This is a genomic window from Mycobacterium sp. GA-0227b (assembly GCF_001499855.1).
GTDB lineage: Bacteria > Actinomycetota > Actinomycetes > Mycobacteriales > Mycobacteriaceae > Mycobacterium.
Genome location: NZ_LQIK01000012.1, coordinates 487,401 through 504,951 on the forward strand (window position 1 = coordinate 487,401; position 17,551 = coordinate 504,951).

General features: G+C 67.0%; 19 protein-coding genes. 6 read left to right on the forward strand and 13 right to left on the reverse strand.

The genetic code is table 11. The features are described 5' to 3' along the window. Window positions 1–78 precede the first annotated feature (78 nt). Both AU185_RS12775 and AU185_RS12780 read left to right on the forward strand, forming a co-directional pair. Window positions 79–762: an MspA family porin gene (locus AU185_RS12775; protein WP_059098160.1), complete on the forward strand. Its 684-nt coding sequence runs from the start codon at window positions 79–81 to the stop codon at window positions 760–762. A gap of 81 nt (window positions 763–843) precedes the next feature. Next, window positions 844–1,470 carry a hypothetical protein gene (locus AU185_RS12780; RefSeq protein WP_059098161.1) on the forward strand — a complete coding sequence of 209 codons (627 nt, stop codon included), beginning with the start codon at window positions 844–846 and terminating at the stop codon, window positions 1,468–1,470. Between the two features lie 16 nt (window positions 1,471–1,486). On the opposite strand, the gene AU185_RS12785 is transcribed toward AU185_RS12780, so the two are convergent. Beyond that, a complete protein-coding gene (locus tag AU185_RS12785) occupies window positions 1,487–2,182 on the reverse strand; it encodes a GAF and ANTAR domain-containing protein (protein WP_059098162.1) in 696 nt (231 codons plus the stop codon). 446 nt (window positions 2,183–2,628) lie between these two features. Here AU185_RS12785 and AU185_RS12790 point away from each other — a divergent pair, with 446 nt between their 5' ends. After that, complete coding sequence (locus AU185_RS12790; protein ID WP_059098163.1) at window positions 2,629–3,078, forward strand: Hsp20/alpha crystallin family protein; 450 nt, start codon at window positions 2,629–2,631, stop codon at window positions 3,076–3,078. 76 nt (window positions 3,079–3,154) lie between these two features. Here the strand turns inward: AU185_RS12790 and AU185_RS12795 are convergent, their stop codons facing one another. Continuing rightward, the gene (locus AU185_RS12795; protein WP_059098164.1) at window positions 3,155–3,580 is read right to left on the reverse strand and encodes a hypothetical protein; all 426 of its coding nucleotides are present in this window, start codon (window positions 3,578–3,580) and stop codon (window positions 3,155–3,157) included. 80 nt (window positions 3,581–3,660) lie between these two features. Here AU185_RS12795 and AU185_RS12800 point away from each other — a divergent pair, with 80 nt between their 5' ends. Beyond that, the gene (locus tag AU185_RS12800; protein ID WP_059098165.1) at window positions 3,661–4,107 is read left to right on the forward strand and encodes a cupin domain-containing protein; all 447 of its coding nucleotides are present in this window, start codon (window positions 3,661–3,663) and stop codon (window positions 4,105–4,107) included. A gap of 106 nt (window positions 4,108–4,213) precedes the next feature. Continuing rightward, window positions 4,214–4,792, forward strand: coding sequence for an SDR family oxidoreductase (locus tag AU185_RS12805; RefSeq protein ID WP_059098166.1), 579 nt, complete (start codon window positions 4,214–4,216; stop codon window positions 4,790–4,792). Between the two features lie 3 nt (window positions 4,793–4,795). Here AU185_RS12805 and AU185_RS12810 read toward each other — a convergent pair whose 3' ends face one another. Beyond that, window positions 4,796–5,575 (reverse strand): VOC family protein, encoded by a 780-nt coding sequence (locus AU185_RS12810; RefSeq protein WP_059098167.1) that lies wholly within the window; start codon window positions 5,573–5,575, stop codon window positions 4,796–4,798. Window positions 5,576–5,711: 136 nt separating this feature from the next. Beyond that, window positions 5,712–6,614 carry an amidohydrolase family protein gene (locus AU185_RS12815; protein ID WP_059098168.1) on the reverse strand — a complete coding sequence of 301 codons (903 nt, stop codon included), beginning with the start codon at window positions 6,612–6,614 and terminating at the stop codon, window positions 5,712–5,714. 4 nt (window positions 6,615–6,618) lie between these two features. On the opposite strand from AU185_RS12815, the gene AU185_RS12820 reads away from it, so the two are divergent. After that, a complete protein-coding gene (locus AU185_RS12820; RefSeq protein ID WP_172800260.1) occupies window positions 6,619–6,939 on the forward strand; it encodes a DUF1330 domain-containing protein in 321 nt (106 codons plus the stop codon). Window positions 6,940–7,016: 77 nt separating this feature from the next. On the opposite strand, the gene AU185_RS12825 is transcribed toward AU185_RS12820, so the two are convergent. From AU185_RS12825 to AU185_RS12865, 9 genes are read right to left on the reverse strand one after another with little or no spacing between them, the layout of a single operon-like run. Continuing rightward, entirely contained in the window at window positions 7,017–8,453 is a 1,437-nt protein-coding gene (locus tag AU185_RS12825) for an aldehyde dehydrogenase family protein (protein ID WP_059098169.1), read from the reverse strand. Window positions 8,454–8,479: 26 nt separating this feature from the next. Continuing rightward, window positions 8,480–10,192 carry a thiamine pyrophosphate-binding protein gene (locus tag AU185_RS12830; protein ID WP_059098170.1) on the reverse strand — a complete coding sequence of 571 codons (1,713 nt, stop codon included), beginning with the start codon at window positions 10,190–10,192 and terminating at the stop codon, window positions 8,480–8,482. Window positions 10,193–10,211: 19 nt separating this feature from the next. Beyond that, complete coding sequence (locus AU185_RS12835; RefSeq protein WP_059098171.1) at window positions 10,212–11,168, reverse strand: acyl-CoA dehydrogenase family protein; 957 nt, start codon at window positions 11,166–11,168, stop codon at window positions 10,212–10,214. Next, window positions 11,168–12,397 carry an acyl-CoA dehydrogenase family protein gene (locus tag AU185_RS12840; RefSeq protein WP_059098172.1) on the reverse strand — a complete coding sequence of 410 codons (1,230 nt, stop codon included), beginning with the start codon at window positions 12,395–12,397 and terminating at the stop codon, window positions 11,168–11,170. The genes AU185_RS12835 and AU185_RS12840 overlap by 1 nt, the downstream gene beginning before the upstream one ends. Window positions 12,398–12,417: 20 nt before the next feature. Then, window positions 12,418–13,338 (reverse strand): Gfo/Idh/MocA family protein, encoded by a 921-nt coding sequence (locus AU185_RS12845; protein ID WP_059098173.1) that lies wholly within the window; start codon window positions 13,336–13,338, stop codon window positions 12,418–12,420. Further along, window positions 13,335–14,252: an acyl-CoA dehydrogenase family protein gene (locus tag AU185_RS12850; RefSeq protein ID WP_059098442.1), complete on the reverse strand. Its 918-nt coding sequence runs from the start codon at window positions 14,250–14,252 to the stop codon at window positions 13,335–13,337. The genes AU185_RS12845 and AU185_RS12850 overlap by 4 nt, the downstream gene beginning before the upstream one ends. 5 nt (window positions 14,253–14,257) lie before the next feature. After that, window positions 14,258–15,424, reverse strand: a complete 1,167-nt coding sequence (locus tag AU185_RS12855; RefSeq protein ID WP_059098174.1) for an acyl-CoA dehydrogenase family protein — start codon at window positions 15,422–15,424, stop codon at window positions 14,258–14,260. Window positions 15,425–15,427: 3 nt separating this feature from the next. Continuing rightward, window positions 15,428–16,585, reverse strand: coding sequence for a CaiB/BaiF CoA transferase family protein (locus AU185_RS12860; protein WP_059098175.1), 1,158 nt, complete (start codon window positions 16,583–16,585; stop codon window positions 15,428–15,430). Beyond that, a complete protein-coding gene (locus tag AU185_RS12865; protein ID WP_059098176.1) occupies window positions 16,578–17,501 on the reverse strand; it encodes an SDR family NAD(P)-dependent oxidoreductase in 924 nt (307 codons plus the stop codon). The genes AU185_RS12860 and AU185_RS12865 overlap by 8 nt, the downstream gene beginning before the upstream one ends. Window positions 17,502–17,551 lie beyond the last annotated feature (50 nt).

Sequence of the window (17,551 nt, forward strand, 5' to 3'; positions counted from 1 at the left end):
AACCGATTGGCCACCGAGGCCCCAAGATCCCACAGGAAAGCTGCCGTGATACTTCAATCGAGAGGCCCACAACACACCATGTTTCATCGTTTTGCCATCCTGGCTGCCATTTGCATGCTGTCCCCGATGGGGGCGGCGCCGCTTGCCGGGGCGCAACCCCTGCCGCCGCCGCCCGGGCCGGCGGGGCAGCCGCCGCCGGACACCGGGGCCGTCGCGTCCAGTCCCCCGGCCGTCGTGACGACCCCTGACGGCTGGACCTTGACGGTAACCGCGCAGAACGAGACCCAGCTGCCGGTGGCGCCACTGACGACCGCGACGTCGTCCCGCGAATACCTAGCGGCCGGCACGTTCACCGGGAAGATAGACGGTTCTGGTGGCACGGAGCTGGACGGCGGAAAGATGGTCGTCGGGTATCAGATCGGCTGCGGCATCAACCTGGACAAGGTCACGTTGGGTGGCGGCATCGGCCTAGGCGGGATCGACTTCTTTCCCACACCGGATATTTTCCAGGAAGAACCTGAGGTCGGCCTCGACATCGGCGGCTCGATAGAGGTTGTGCTCCTGCCCGGCGAGGTGGAAGACGTTGAGGTGGTCGAAAAGGAATTCAGCGGCACAACTACGCGCGTCACCCTCAAGGACGTCCACGTCACGATCGACGGCTGCGTCGGTCAGTCGTTCCTGCGCTCGTTCGCGGTATTGACGAGTTCGACCACGGACACCGACGACATCGTCGCTTACTACGGGGTCACGAAGGCCGTCTGAGATCAGTATCCAGTCGAGATCGTGGGTGGCATGCAGCCATTCGAACAAAAGGAGACGTCAGCCGTGAGTATCCACGCTCGTATGACCGTGACCAGAGACGTGGTCGCGAGCATCGCGGTAGCCGGCGCGCTCGCCGCGGCGGCGGTCGCTTCCCCGGCGACTGCCGGCGCGGAGCCTCCCCCCGCACCACCCGTCGGTCCGGCGGTTCCCGCACCGCCGCCCGCGCCTCCCGGCCCGCTGGCCCCCATGGTTGGCATGCCGTTGGCGCAGAACGGCTCCCTCATGCCCGCGTTACCCGCCGACCCGAGCCAATATCTGCTCGGCCAGAATCCGCTGCCCTCGGCGCCGGGAGGACCGCCCGCCACACCGCCGAACCTTCGCTTTCCCAACAACGCCTACTTGCTGCCGCAGTACATGGAGCCCTCCGCGCCCGGAGAGGGGACGATGTTCGACGTGGCGCCGGGCGCCGAGAATGCGAACATCTCCGACTTCGACTACATGAGGCGGCTCTGGCACCTCTACCAGGGCGGCTATCTGAAGGGCAGTCTGCTGGGCCAGATGCCACAGGATCAGCTGGGTGCGCCGCTGCCGGGTACGGCGCCACCTCCCGGGACCAATATTCCGCCGGGGCTTACGCTTTCGGGGCCTCAGGGGCCACCAGTGCCGCATGAAGCGGTACCGCCGGCGCCGCCTCCCCCGCTGCCGTAGCGCTACCGGCGGTGGCCTATTGCTCGGCGCCGTGACGGGTATCGATGACGCGCTGAGCGATGTCGGCCAGTTTGACGTTGCTGTCCTGCGAGAGCTGCTTGAGCATCTCGAACGCCCGCATCTCGTCGACGCCGTAGCGTTCCATGATGATGCCCTTGGCCTGACCGATGCGATCCCGCGTGGACATCGCGGACTTGAGCTGCTCCCCTTCCCGGCTGGCCAGTAACGCGGCGGCGGCATGCGCGGCGAGGATCGCGCCGATCGTCTCGTCGGCGGCGTCGAAGGCGCGTGGCTTGGTGCTGAACATGTTGAGCGCCCCGGCGGTGCGCTCGGCCGTGTAGAGCTTGACCGACAGACCACTGAATATGTTGCGCTCGACCGCGGCGGCGGCGTATCGCGGCCAGCGCTCTTCGGATCGGAAGTCGTCGGTGCGCAGGATCGACTCGTTGAGGGCCGCCTGCACGCACGGCCCCTCACCGAACTGCATCTGGAGTTCGTCGAGCTCGTGAGGCAAATCCGAGGTGCCCGCGAGCGATTCGAACTTGCCTCCGCGGGCGACGAGCAGCACGCCGACTGTGTCCGCACCCGGGATCAGTTCTTTCGCCGTCGCGGTGACGTCCTCCAGCACCTGGTCCACGGTGCGCGGCGGAGCAGAGGCCCGCGCCAACTCGGCCATCCGCTCGGCCAGTTCGTGGGTTCGGGGCTGCACCATATGTTGAAGTCTTCCCTTCCCCGTCCTGCCCTACACGAATGTTTGCCGTTTTGGGCAGTGGGCACGTCCTACCCAAGCATGTGTGACGGTCGACCGTTACCCGTGCTGAGGTCTCGTCGGTTCAGACAGGAGCCGGCGGGGCCGCCCTACGGCGCCAGCCCCACTGCCCGGTTCTCGGCGTCACGAGGATCGCCGACGATTCGACCTGAACCTTCCGCTGTCACAACGGATTCGATCTGAGCATCTGCCGTGGACGTGTCGGGGGTGAGCTGCAACCTCGGGTGACACCGGCACTGCGGCTCCGGCGCGCGCGCAGCCCCGAGGGACGAAAAACTTGGGCAAAAAATCTGGCACTCTCCGATGCCGAGTGCTAAACTCGCAGGTGCACAGTGATTTGGCTGCCCGCCAGGGTGGCGGGCTCTGGATGACATAGGAGGTGAATTGCTGTGCTTCGCTTTGATCCGTTCAGTGAACTAGATGCTCTGACCCGGGGCCTGCTGACCAACCAGACCGGATCAAATCGTTCGCCCCGGTTCATGCCGATGGATCTCTGCAAGATCGACGACCATTACCTGTTGACCGCCGATCTGCCCGGTATCGACCCCGGCTCGGTGGATGTCAGCGTCGACAACGGAACGCTGACCATCTCCGCGCATCGCACGGCACGGTCCGACGAGGGCGTGCAGTGGCTGGCCAACGAGAGGTTCTTCGGCACCTACCGCAGGCAACTGTCCCTCGGCGAAGGCATTGACGCATCGGCCATCTCGGCGACCTATGAGAACGGTGTGCTGAGCGTGACCATCCCGATGGCCGAACGCGCCAAGCCGCGCAAGATCGACGTCGCCCATGGCGGCGGGCAGAAGTCGATCGAGACCACGACCGTCGAAGCCGGGTAGGCCACCTCACCGAAACTGCGGGCAGGTCGCGATCTGTCCGCAGTTTCGGCATGCCTGCAGCCGGGCGCCAACCCAGTCACGCGGTTCGGGCGACCGGCGACCACGTGCTCACCATCGTCCACACCGAGAGGAACGCCGCGACAGCCGCGACGGCCACGCCGAGGTAGAGGCCGTAGCCCGCAGAGACCGGCGGATACACGTAGAGCCGGTAATACCACACCGTCAGCACCACCAGCAGGACCGAAATCGACAGCGCTGCAGTCGATGCCAGCCGAGCCGAGAACCCACGCGCCGACATGGCGCCGGCGACGATCAGCATCGAGGCCAGCAGCGCGATGAGCTGTCCGACGCCGAAACCGGGTGCCGGCCCGGGCAGCTCGCCGACGACCCCACCGATCGCGCTGATGCGCGCGCCGTTCGAGGTCAACCACGGTAGCCATGCGCTCACCGATACGATCGCCCCACACAGCGCGACCAGCCATCCGGGACGCAGGCGCGACATCCCTCGAGCCTATCGGGTGTGTCAGGGGCGATCCGATCTCTACTGTGGAGTGTCCGACCGCGAAAAGGCAGGTACTGGGGATGACCGATCTTCCGGACTGGGCACGCCGCCTCGACCTGGCCCCCCACCCGGAGGGCGGCTGGTTCAAAGAGACCTGGCGCAGCGACCTGACCGTGCCGCAATCCGCGCTTCCGCCGGACTACACCGGTCCGCGCAACGCGGGCACCGCGATCCTGTTCCTGCTCATGCCGGGCCAGCAATCGGCCTGGCACACGGTGCGCAGCGCCGAACTGTGGCTCTACCACTCGGGAAGCCCGTTGCTGTTGGAGGTCGGCGTCGAGCAACAGAGTGCGGCAACACATCTGCTCGGCGCCGACATCGTGGCCGGTGAGCAACCGCAGTTCGTCGTGCCGCCGGGGCACTGGCAGCGCGCCCGCCCCCGCGACGACGAGCCGAGCCTGGTCAGCTGCGTAGTGGTGCCGGGCTTCGATTTCGCCGACTTCGCCCTGGCCGCTCCCAGCGGCTGAGCACGCCGAGCGCTACCTTATTGTGACCTTATATAAGCCTTATTTTTCTTAGAAATGGGTGTACGGTGGGTCCACGCGTGCGCGGCAGCGACGGAAGGAGCCCGACATGGATCACGAACCCGAACGGATCGTCCTGGTCACCGGCGGCTCGAGGGGCCTCGGCGCGCGGGTCGCGCGGCAGCTCGGCAGCGCCGACACCCACGTCGTCGTGACCCGCGACATCTCCGATGAGTTCGAGTCCGCGGAGGTGATCGAGGCGGTCGCGGAACGCTTCGGCCGGTTGGACACCTTGATCCTCAACTCGTCGGATGCGCTGGACACGGGCGCCGACCCCGCTTGCGCGATGCGCCTCAACCGTGATGCACAACGGCGACTGGCCCTGGCGGCGCTGCCGCTGATGCCGGTTGGCGGACGGATTGTCTTCGTCACCAGCCATCAGGCCCACTTCTTCCCCGACAAGGCGGTTCCCAAGGGTTATACGGCCGTCGCTGCGAGCATGCGGGCCGGCGAAACCGCCTTGCTCACAAGGCGTTCAGAGTTCCGCCGGGCCGGCGTGCAGCTCACCGTGGTGTCGGGCGACATGAGCCATATGACCTTCGCCGACGCCGTCGTCGACGCGGCCACCACCCCGAACCCCGCAAGCATCGTGTTCGTGGGCAGGGCCGACTATCTCATGACCGCCTGACGGTCACTGAAGCGACGACAGGTTGAACGCGGCGCCCGTCGAATCCGTGACCGCGGCCAACCGGCCGTAGGGGGTGTCCTCGGCGTCGCGGATCACGCTGCCGCCGTTGTCGAGCACCAACTGCACGGTCTTGTCGACGTCATCGGTGCCCAGGAAGAAGTTCCAGTTCGACGGCTCGCCCTCGCACAGGAAGGCGGTGCCGTCCATCAGGCCGAGCAACGCTTCACCGCCGAAGACGGCTGTGCTGTAGCGGAATTCGTCGGTGTCGGACACCGTCTCGATCTGCCAGCCGAACACGTCGCGGTAGAACTGCTGCGACTTGGCGTAGTCACGGCCGGTCCACTGGAAGTAGACGGGTGCGCCGTGCTCGTTGACCAGCTCGAAGCCAAGGTGCCCGGTCGGCTGCCACAGCCCGAAGAACGCGCCGCTGGGGTCGGACAACATGCCCATCCAGCCCTTGTCCTTGACCTCCATCGGCTCGGCGGGCGCCCCGCACGTGATGGCGCCGGCGGCCATCGCCTTGTCGAGCGTCGCCTTGACGTCGGTGGTGTGGAAGTAGGTGCTCCAACCGTCCGGGCTGTTCCATTGCGGGTCGTTGGCCATCATGCCGGCGACCGGCCTGCCGTCTTTGGACGCGTTGATGTAGCCGCCGTATTCGGGGCCCGCCGACTCGAATGTCCAGCCGAACACCGCGGTGTAGAAAGCCTGCGAACGCTCGACGTCCGAGGACGCCAGGTCGATCCAGGTCGGCGCGCCCACAGGGGCGGAATTACGGACGGGCACAACGGTCTCCTTCAGTCGGTGGTGGGTCGTTCACCGATGCAGACCACCGCCGGCTGCAAAACTCATCGCCTGACCCGAGCAGACGCAAAGTGCCCGAAAAAGTGCCGAGAATTGAGCACTTCACGTCTTCTCGCGCTCAAGAAGTGACCCCGAGTACCCGCAGCGCATTGTCCTTGTAGACCAGCGGCACCACCGCCGAGTCGATGTCGAGGGTGTCGAAGTCGCGGCGCCACCGATCGATTCGGATGTACGGAAAGTCGGTGCCGAACAACACCTTCGTGCGCAGTTGCCTGCTCATCGCCCGCACCAGCTGCGGCGGGAAGTACTTCGGGCTCCAGCCGGACAGATCGATGTACACGTTGGCCTTGTGCGTGGCGATCGCGATCTGCGAGTCCACCCACGGCACCGCGGGGTGGGCCATCACGATCGTCAACTCCGAGAAGTCGGCGGCGACGTCGTCGAGCAGCATCGGGTCGGAGTAGCGCAGCTTGATGCGGTGCCCGCCGGGCAGCCCCGAGCCCATCCCGGTCTGGCCGGTGTGGAACAGCGCGGGCACACCGGCTTCGGTGATCGCCTCGTAGATCGGATAGAAGCGACGGTCGTTTGGCTCGAACGCCTGCATGCTCGGATGAAACTTGAAGCCCTTCACCCCGTAGTCGCGGACCAGCTCGTGTACGCGGTGCACCGCCCGGCGCTCGTGCCACGGGTCGACGCTGCCGAACGGGATCAGCACATCGTTGTTGCGCGCCGCACCAGCGACGAGGTCCTCGATCGAGTTCGGGGCATGGCGCATCGCGGTTCGCGCGTCGATGGTGAACACCACCGCGGCGGTGTTGTGCCGGCGATACAGGTCGGCGATCGCATCGACGCCGGCCATCGCGCCCGGCGGCATCTTGAAGTACTTCTCCGTCGCTTCGACGAGGTCGTCGACGTAGGCCTTGTGGCCGTGGCCGTCGATCTCGACGTGGGTGTGGATGTCGATCGCTGCGATGCGGTCGAAATCGACGCCGTATTCGTACTTCTGGCCGCGTACCGTCACCTACGTGACGATATATGCGCTGAACCTCTTCGACATCGCCGATCGCGACGAGTACCTCGCCTACTCGAAGCGCTCACCACAGGAGGTTGCCAAGCACGGCGGTCGCGTCGTCGCCCTCGGACAGTTCCGGGAGGCGGTCGTGGGTGACATCGAACCGCGCAAGGTGCTGATCCTCGTCGAATGGGACTCAAAGGACGCCTTCGACAGCTACCGCGACGATCCCGACCTGGCGGACCTGCACCCGCATCGCGAGGACGGGTCGTCGTCGTACGTCTGGCACCTGTTCGATCGCCTGGACGATCTGCGGCCGCTGCTCAAACCGTAACCACGCCGAATGTGCAGCTGGCGACGGAAATAGGCCGAAATCCGTCGCAGACCGCACAATCGGCGAAGGACCGCGTCTTATCCGGCCGCCGCCTCCGGCGCGTAACCCAATGCGGCCTTGACTTCCAGGAACTCGTCGAACCCGAAGTGGCCCCACTCGCGCCCGTTGCCGCTGCGCTTGTAGCCGCCGAACGGCGCGTTCATGTCGAACCCGTGGTTGATCGCCACCGACCCGGCGCGGATCCGGCGCGCCACCGTACGAGCCTTCTCCAGGTCGGCGCCCGAAACATAGCCGGCCAGACCGTATTCCGTGTCGTTGGCGATCTCGACCGCTTGGTCCAGGTCGTCGTAGCCGAGGATGCACAGCACCGGGCCGAAGATCTCCTCGCGGGCGATCGTCATGTCGTTGGTGACGTTGGCGAACACCGTCGGCTTGACGTAGTAGCCGTTCTCCAGCCCGTCGGGGCGTCCGCAGCCGCCGACGACGACGGTGGCGCCCTCGTCGATGCCCTTCTGGATCAGCCCCTGGATCTTGTCGAACTGCGCCTTGGACGCGACCGGCCCGATCGCGGTCTTGTCGTCCGGGTCGCCGACCTTCACCGCACTCGCGACCTCGCGGGCGATCGCCATCGCCTCCTCCATGCGGGAGTTCGGCACCAGCATCCGTGACGGCGCGTTACAGCTCTGGCCGCTGTTCATCATCATCACCGAGACGCCCGCGGTCACGCTCTTGGCGAAGTCGTCGTCGTCGAGCACGATGTTCGGGCTCTTGCCGCCGAGTTCCTGCGTCACCCGCTTCACCGTCAGCGCGGCGTTCTTCGCGACGTCGACACCTGCTCTAGTCGACCCGGTGAACGACACCATGTCGATGTCGGGGTGGCTCGACAGCGCCGCGCCCACACCCGGACCGTCGCCGTAGACCAGGTTGTACACGCCCGCGGGAACGCCTGCCGCGTCGATGATCTCGGTGAAGATCTGCGCGCTGTAGGGCGCCACCTCCGATGGCTTGAGCACCATCGTGCAGCCGGTGGCCAGCGCCGGGAAGACCTTGCACGCGATCTGGTTGATCGGCCAGTTCCAGGGCGTGATCAGGCCGCAGACACCGATCGGTTCCTTGACCACCAGCGTGGCGCCGTGCTGCTCCTCGAACTCGAAGTTCTTCAGCGCATCGATCGCGGTGGCCAGGTGGCCGAGTCCGAGGTTGACCTGAGGCCCGGCCGCCAATGAGGCCGGTGCACCCATCTCCTCGTTGACCGCGTCGGCGAGGTCGGCTGCCCGCTTCTGGTACTCGCCCATGATCGCCTGCAGCACGTCGAGGCGTTCCTCACGGCTGGTCTGCGACCACGTCCCGAACGCGCGGCGCGCCGCCTGCACCGCCACGTCGACGTCGGCCGAGGAACCGATCGCGATCTTGCCGGACACTTTTTCCGTGGTCGGGTTGTCGACCTCGAGGGTGTTGGGCCGAACCGGGTCGACCCATTGACCGTCGATGTAGAACTTCAGATATTCGCGCATGGCTTGAGCCTTCCCTACTTTCCGCGCTACTGGGTGCCTTCTGCATACCAGGTGCGGAATCGGTCGTATTTGGGCATCTCCTCGGAGTTCGCCGTCGGGTCGATGCACACATGCACCACACCGACTTTGCCGCTGGCGTAGGCACGGGCGATCGCCGGGCCGATCTCCTCCTCCTTCTCGACGTACTCGCCGTGGCAACCGAAGCCCTCGGCGATCTTGTCCATCCGGACGTCCTTGCTCCAGTGCACGCCGGGCTGAGGAGACGGCTGTTCGAACGTGCGCTTGTACACCCCCACCTCGAGCCCCCACTGGTGGTCGACGCCGACCACGCACACCAGCGGCAAGTTCTGCCGCGCCGCGGTCTCCAGCTCCGCGATGTGGAACAGGAACGCCGAGTCACTGGTCAGCAACATGACCGGACGCTTGCCGCCCTCGGCGACCGAGGCGCCGACGGCGTACGGCAGGCCGGTGCCGAGGTGGCCGAAATTCTGGTTCCAGATCACGTCGCGCGGCTTGGACTGCGAGTAGGTCCACTGGAAGATCACGGTCGCGCCGCCATCGCGCACCATGATGCCGTCGGAGAGTTCGGCGAACGCCTTGGTCGCCTCGACGACGTAGCGCGCCGGGTGCACCGGGGTGCGTCCGGTCGGCGCCTCCTCCGCCACCCGCGCCAGCTCGGCGGCGTCCGACTTGATCAGGGCTTCGAGGTTGGCCGACGGTGCGCGCGGGGTATCGCGCAACGCCTCGACGAGCTGAGGCACCACGCCGCGCAGGTCACCGACGAGCGCCACGTCGACGGGCCGGTTCACGCCGATGGCGGTCGGGTCCTGCTCGACGTACACCCACTTGCGGTTGGCATCGTTGCCGGCCCAATGCTGGGTCCGGCCGTAGTGCATCGGCTCGCCGAGTTCGGTACCCAGCGCGACGCACAGATCGGAACCCTCGACCGCCTCGTTGGCGGCCGGGGAGAACAAGTAGGGGAACGTGCGCTCGGCCAGTCCCGGGATGAACGACGTGCCACCGGACGTCTGGATCACGGGGCAGGCCATCAGCTCAGCCAGCTCCTTGACCTCCTGCTGCGTGCGGGAGGTGTGCACGCCGTGACCGACCAGCAGGATCGGGCTCTCGGCCTCGCGGATCAGCCTGGCGGCCTCGGCGACCTCACGCTCCCCCGCGCCCTGATTGACGAGGCGATACCTGTTCGGCGGCAAGACTTCCGGAAGGTCGAGCTCTTCGAGGATGACGTGCGACGGGAACTCGACGTAGGACGGGCCCGGCGTGCCTGACATCGCCCGGCGGATCGCCTCGTGGATGATCTCGTCGGTCTGATCGGCGTACTCGATGGAGCTGCTGTACTTCACGGACGGCGCGAACAAGCCCTCCTGTTGCACGAACTGGATCCGGCCGCGGCGCACCCGGCGCTCGGTGATGCGCGCCCGCTGTCCGCCCAGGAAGATCACCGGCGAGTTCTCCACCAGAGCGCACATCATGGCTCCGGCGATGTTGGCCACACCGGGTCCCAGCGTTCCGATGCACAGACCGGGCTTGCCCGTCATCCGCGACGCCGCCTCGGCCATGAAGCCGGCGCTCAGCTCGTGGTGCGGCGCCACGACCGACCAGCCCCGCGCTTCGGCCTCGGAGAACATGTGCACGAAGTTGGGATCCGGGATGCCGAACAGCGTGTTGACACCCTCGGCCTCGAAGAGGTCCAGAATGCGCTTGTATACGGGTAGGCCCACGTGAAACTCCTTGATTTCTCTACAGATAGCGTTGTGCTAGTCGTCTACGGTGTGCTGCCGGCGAGCCGAACAGCGAACGGTTGAGCGCGGCGCGCTTCAGGTACACGTGGATTCCGCTCTCCCACGTGTATCCGATGCCGCCGTGCAGTTGCATGGCCTTGCCGGCGATGTCGACGGCCGCCGCGCAGGCGTGCGCCTTGGCCATCGAGGCGGCTACGCCTGCGTCGGACCGGTTCTCGGCGATGGATTGCACGGCGGCGCCGACGAGTTGCCGGGACACCGCGACGGCGACCAGCATGTCGGCGCAGGCGTGCTTGACGGCCTGGAATGACCCGATGGCTCTGCCGAATTGGTGGCGCACCTTGGTGTAGCCGACGGTCGCGTCGAGCATGGCCTCGCTCAGACCGAGGCTGTCGCAGGCGATCGCGACGGCGGCGCGGTCGTGTAGCCGCTGCACTGCGGCATGGGGATCCCCGGCGAACGGCAGCAGATCGATGAGCTGTGCGTCCGGCGGCACCGCGGCCAGGCTGCGTGTCTCGTCGACCACTGGCCGCGGCGCGGCCGGTACGTCGGTCACGCCGACACCGCGGTCGGTCACCATCAGGATCCGGTCGGCGCCCTCGGCGTCGGGCACGAAGTCGTACGGGCCGAGCGCGACGGCCACCCTGGTGTCGCCATTGGCAATATCAATGAGCAGGCTGTCTCGGATATCGCTGGGCTGCAACGTGTTCAGGGTGCCGACGGCCAGCACCGCGCTACCGAGGTAGCTGGTTGCGCTCGCGGCACGGCCGATCTCCGCGCAGACGACGGCGGTTTCGGCGAACGATGCGCCGCCGCCACCGAACTGCTCGGGCACCTCGAGCCCGACCCAGCCCGCGTCCACCAATGTCGACCATGGCACGCGGCGGTCCTTGGCGAGCAGATCGCCCGCCACGGAGCGCAGTTCGTCGTGGAACTCGGCGAATTCGGAGGTCATCAGGCTCCAGCCGATTCTCGCGGTAACACAAGGTCCCGCTCGGGCATCGGTTCCCGGGGCAGGCCGAGGCCTCGCTCGCCGATGATCGTGCGCTGGATCTCGCTCGCACCGCCGGGGATGGTCCACTCCCAGGACCCGACGAAGTCGAGCACCCAGGCGCCTGACTCCCAACCGCTCGACATCGGCTTGGCCAATTCCGTGTGGGCGGCCAATCCGCCGATCTCCGCGCCGAAGTCGGTCATGCGTTGCAGCAGTTCGCTGTAGAACAGTTTGACGATCGACGCGTCCGCTGGTCCTGGTTCGCCGCGCTCTGGGTTTTCGGCGGACTCGACCAGCTTTCGGCACAGCCCGCGCAGGCCGGTGATCTCGATCTCGAACTGCGCGAGCCGGTCGGCCACCACGGGGTCGTCGACCGGCGCACTTTGCGCCAGCCATCGGAATCCCGCATTGCCGAGTCGCTCAGCGAGTTCGAGCATCGTCATGCCGCGTTCAGCGCCGAGCGTGGCCTGGGCGACCTGCCAGCCGGCGTTCTCCTCGCCGACCAGGTTGGCGGCCGGAATCGAGACGTCGTTGAGGAAGATCTCGCAGAAGTGCGAGTCGCCGACCGCGTTGCGGATGGGCCGAACCTCCACCCCCGGCGTGGTCATGTCGAGCAGGAAGTACGAGATGCCTTTGCGCTTGGGCGCATTCGGATCGGTGCGGGCCAGCAGCAGGCACCAATCGGCATGTTTGCCGCCACTGGCCCAGAGCTTCTGCCCGTTGATGACGTAGCAGTCGCCCTCCTTTCGGGCCGTGGTGCGCAGGCTCGCCAGGTCGGAGCCGGCCTCGGGTTCGGAGAAGCCCTGCACCCAGATCTCGCCGTCGAGGATCGCGGGAAGGTGCCGGCGCCGTTGCTCCTCGGTACCCGCGACCAGCAGCGTCGACGCGGCGTGATGAATGCCGACGAAAGCGAGGACCAGTCGCGGCGCGTCGTGCGCGGCCAACTCCTGATACAGCACCACCTGCTCGGCCACCGACATGCCTCCGCCCCACTCGGCCGGCCAGTGCGGCACCGCGAAGCCGGCGGCGTGCAGTTCGGCGAACCAGGCCTTCTGGAATGCGACGAACTCGTCGTCGGTCGCGCCGGTTTGGCTGGCACGCCAATCCTTGGGAACGTGGGTGACGCACCAGTCTCGCACCATCTGCCGAAACTGAGCTTGTGCAGCTGTTTTGGGCAGATTCTCGTGCATTTCTTCAGTTTCGGCGGGAGTCATGCGCGCACCGCCTTGGCCCGCAGCAGGTCCATGGCGCGTGCGACGGCGAGGCCGTCGTCGAAGGACGGGCCGATCTGAGTGCCGGTGCGCAACGCCTCGCCGACGCCGGCCAGGTATGCCGCCAGCGCGGGTGGTGGCGACCGCCGGGGTGGCGCCGCGAACTCGGCGGTCTCCGGATCGGCACCGGACCGCCGCAACACGAGCGTGGTGTCCGCGGTCAGCTCGATGGTGCCCTCGCTGCCGATCAGCGTGACCGTCGGTGGCGATGGCACGGCGGCCGCGAAACCCGTGTCGTGGGTTGCCGTGGCGCCGTTGGTCATTGCGAACCACGCCGAGTAGCTGTCCTCGGCGGTTGCGCCCTCGATGTCGATGCGGGTGAGGCCGCCGCAGTCGGCGATCTCGCTGCCGAACAACCAGCGGGTGAAGTCGATGAGATGTGAGCCGTAGGCTCCGATCCAGCCGCCGCCGAGATCGCGGTCGTTGATCCAGCCGTGCTTGCGGCCCCGCAGCCCGCTTCCGAAAAATGACCAGTGAAGGTGCCGGGGTGCTCCGATCGCTCCGCCGTCGGCCAATTCCTTGAGCCGCGCCCAGGACTCGTTGAACCGGAACTCGAAGTTGAGGAAGTGCAGCACACCGGCCTCGCGAGCCCTCGCGTGCATCAGCGCCGCCTCGTCGGCGTTACGCCCGAACGGCTTGTCGCACAACACCGCACGGCCCTGCTCGATCGCGCCGCTGACGTGCTCGAGGTGCAGGAACGGTGGCGAATGAACGGAGACCAGATCGACGCCGGAGGCGAGCGCGGCCTTGACCGCGGCTTCGTCGCGCGGGCTGACGACCTCGACATCGAATCCGAGACCGGCGTACGCGGGCGCCGCCGCGTGCTTGCCGAAGCCGGTGCCGATCACCGCAACCTTCATGCGTACAACCCCGTCAGGCCCGCGCTGCCCGCCCTGCGGGTCAGCTCGTCACGGGTGGCGGACAGGCCGAGCGGCAGCCGGCGCAACGGCTGGCTGTACCGCGACAGCCATGACAGCGTGGTCTCGTCACAGAAGCCGACCGCTCCGTGCAACTGGTGGCACACCCGGAACACGACTTCGGCGGCTTCGAGCGCCGACATCCGGAGGGCCAGAGCGTCGTTGAGCGCCTCTGGCCGTGCGGTACCGACGCTCCACAGCGCGTACTTGGCGAGGATGTCCAGGCCGCTGCGCTCGACGTCGGCATCGGTCAGCTGGAACTGCACACCTTGGAACGACGAGAGCGGCTGGCCGAACTGCTTGCGCAGGGTGACGTGTGCGATGGTCAATTCGATCGCCCTGTCGAGCATGCCGAGCAGCGTCCAACACGGCAACACCAGTGCAAGCGCGACGTCGGCGGCACCGTCGTCATCGATGTGGACGGTCTGTACTTCGGCGACGAAGCCTGCGCCAGTGGGGCCTAGCCCGGTCACGGCGCTGCGTACGCCGTCGAGAGTCACTGCGGTCCAGCGGCTTTCGAGACCCGCTATGGCTGCCGATGGTCGCCTGCCCGCCACGACGATCAGCCCGTCGGTGTCGAGATCGGTGGGGGCGGCCAAGCGCTCGGCGACCGGATAGGGCAGCGCCCAGTAGCCCGCACTGCGACACAACGCGGCGGCGGCTTCGAGGCCGTCGGCGTCGCTGCGCGCATCGAGTTCCCACGCACCGAGCCCGTTGAGGATCGCACCGACCAGCGAGTCACGCTCCCCCGGTTTGGCCTCGGCCTGCTGCACCAGCTGGTCGCCGCCGGCCGCCTCGAATGCCCGAAGCACCTCGTGCCCGAACTCTTTGGCGGCGTCGGACAGGTCGAGCATCATTTCGTTCATCTCGACGCCGCCAACAACGCGCGGGACAGCAGGATCCGCTGCATCTCGATGCTGCCCGACGAGACGGTCGAGGCCTGCGAGTACTTCCAGTGGTCCTCGACCTCGCCGAGGAACCACTTGGCGTGCGAATCGTCGTGCGACACTTCGGCCGCGATGTCCGTCAGCACTTCCGCGCTGTCCTGGTCCAGCTTGGTGACCGCAATTCGGTAGGCGGCGGCATCGCCCGGCTGGATGCGTCCGCTGCTCTGCAGCGAGACCACACGATAGGCCATCAACCGGGCGCGACGGCAGTGCGTCAGCATCCGGATCCACCGGCCGCGCAACTCGGCGGGCAGGTCGCTCCAGCGGTCGCCGAGCACGGTGGGCGCCGCGGCGAGCAGCCGTTCGCAGCGCGCGTATCGCGCGATGCCGACCCGTTCGAAGGCCATCACGTCCTGCACGATCGACCAGCCGGCATCGACGGTTCCGAGCACGTCAGCTTCCGTGACGCGCAGGTCGTCGAAGAACACCTCGTTGAGGTGATGCGGGCCCATCATGCAGCGGATCGGCCGGACCTGGATCGCCGGATCGTCCATCGGCACAAGGAAAATGGTCAGTCCCTGTTGCTTCTTTTGCGTTGCGCCTTCTCCCACCCGAGAGGTGCGCGCCAGCAGAAAGCACCACTGCGCCATCGTCGCGTACGACGTCCAGATCTTCTGCCCGCTGACCAGCCAACCGTCGCCATCGCGCCGGGCGCTGGTGCGCAGCGACGCCAGGTCGGAGCCCGCCTCGGGTTCGGAGAACCCCTGACACCAGATCACCTCACCGCGTGCGATCGGCGGAAGATGCTTGCGCTGCTGCTCTTCGGTGCCGTGGCGCATGATGATCGGGCCGACCCAGTTGACGCCCATGTATTGCGCGCCCCGCGGTTCGTGGTGCGCCCACATCTCCTCGCGCACCACGGTCTGCTCCCACACTGACGCGCCACCGCCGCCGAACTCCCTGGGCCAGGACAGGCACAGCAGTTCGCGTTCTGCGAGCATGCGGCAGAACCGTTGGGCGATCTCCAGATCGGCGGGGTCATCGGTGAACGCACCCAGATAATGCTCGGGGACATGCTCTTTCACCAGCCGGCGCAGTTCACGTCGCAACTCGGCGGCCTTGGGACCCATCTCGAAGTCCATGGCCTAGACCGATTCCACTGGTGCGTTGAGCCCGAGTTCGTCGAGCACGGCCTCGGTGTCGGCGCCCAAAGCCGGGGCGGGTCCGGCGACCCTGCCCGGCGTGCGGGAGAACCAGGTCGGCACGCCGGGGAACCGCACGGGACCCTGCGGAGTGTCGACGGTCTCGAACAGCCCCACCGCGTTGAGGTGGACGTTGTCGAACAGCGCGTCGGGCGTGTTCAGCGGCGCCGCGGGTATCTCGAGTTCACGGAACAGCGCCAGCCACTCGGCCGTCGTGCGTTCTTTCATCGTCTCGGCCAGTAGCCCGTAGACCACATCGATGTTGTGGGCCCGTCGTTCGAGCGTGGCGTAGGTGTCGTTGTTCCACGCGGGCTGCACCGCGTCGACGAACGCTCTCCAGTGTTTGTCGTTGTAGATCAGCGCGGCGATGTAGCCGTCGCTGGTGCGGTAGGGCCTGCGGTTGGGCGCCACCGTGCGGGGGTACACCGCGGGCCCGAGCGGGGGGTCGAACATGGCGCCGTTGGCATGCTCGACCAGCATGAAGGATGCCATCGTCTCGAACATGGCGACCTCGACCTCCTGCCCCTCTCCGGTGCGCTCGCGATGGAACAGCGCCATCGTCGTCGCATACAGGGCGGTCAGTCCGGCCACCTTATCGGCCATGATCGTGCCGACGAAGTCGGCCTCACCCGTCAATTGCCGCTGCACGGCGGGCAATCCGGCTTCGGCCTGGATGGTGTCGTCATAGGCGGGCCGATCTCGATCGGGTCCGCGGCGGCCGTAGCCGTAGCAGTTCGTGTAGACGATCGCCGGATTGATCGACGCGACCTCGTCATAGCCGAAGCCCAGCTTGGCGATCGCCTTGGCGCGCATCGAGTGGATGAACACGTCGGCCTGTTCGATCAGCGCGCGCATCGCGGCCTTGCCGCTCTCGGTCTGCAAGTCCAGCACCACGCTGCGCTTGCCGCGGTTGACGTTGACGAACACCCCGCTCATCCCGGGTGCGGGCCCCACCGAGATGAAGCGGGTGTTGTCCCCCTGCGGCGGTTCGACTTTGATCACGTCTGCGCCCATGTCGGCCATGATCTGCGTGCAGTACGGGCCCATCACCATCGCGGTGAGGTCCACGACGCGCACGCCGGCCAGCGGTCCGCTAGGCATGGATCGCTCCCCGCTGGGCCATCGCGAAGCTGTACCCGATGTGCTCGTTGTGCCCGTCGGGCACGACGGGGAACACCACGGGCTCAGACATGTCGCGGATGGCGGCGATGTGTTCGCCGACGTCCTCGATCGTCCACGACGGCCGATACACGCCCGGGCTTTCCACGACCGCAGCGCGCGCGATGCGGCCCGCCAGCGCGATCAGCATTTCTCCAGTGATCGAACAGGTTTCGTGCGCCAGCCAGCCCACCGCGGGGGCCACCAGGTCGGCACCCATCGGCGGATACGCCGAGGTGTCGATGCCCTCGGCCATCCTGGTGACCGCGGCGGGCACGATCACGTTGCTCCTGACGCCGTGCGCTGCGCCTTCCATGGCCGCGACGTTGGACAGCCCGAGCACGCCCGCCTTGGCGACCGCATAGTTCGCGACCTCGTGGTTGCCGTACAGGCCGCCGATCGAGGATGTCAGTACGATGCGGCCGTAGCCGGCGTCGCACATCGCCGGGAATGCGGCGCGCACGACGTGGAACGCCCCGCGCAGATGGACGTCGAGCACGGCTTCGAAGTCGTCGTAGCTCATCTCCGCCAGCGGGGCGCGACGGACGATGCCGGCGTTGTGGACCAGGATGTCGATGCGCCCGTAATGCTCGATGGCGGTGTCGATGATCGCCTTGCCACCCGCGGGAGTGGCCACCGAGTCGGTGCTGACGACGGCTTCCCCACCGGCAGCGGTGATCTCGGCGACAACGTCCGTGGCGGGGGTGGCATCGGAGCCGTCGCCGACGAGGCTCGCACCCGGATCGTTGACAACGACCTTGGCGCCCCGCGCCGCCAACAGCATGGCGTACTCGCGGCCCAGTCCCCTGCCGCCGCCCGTCACGACCGCAACGCGGCCGTCGAACCGAAGGTCACTCATTCGCCGACTGCACGCTTCTTGTACGGGAATCGCGAGAATATGTGCAACGA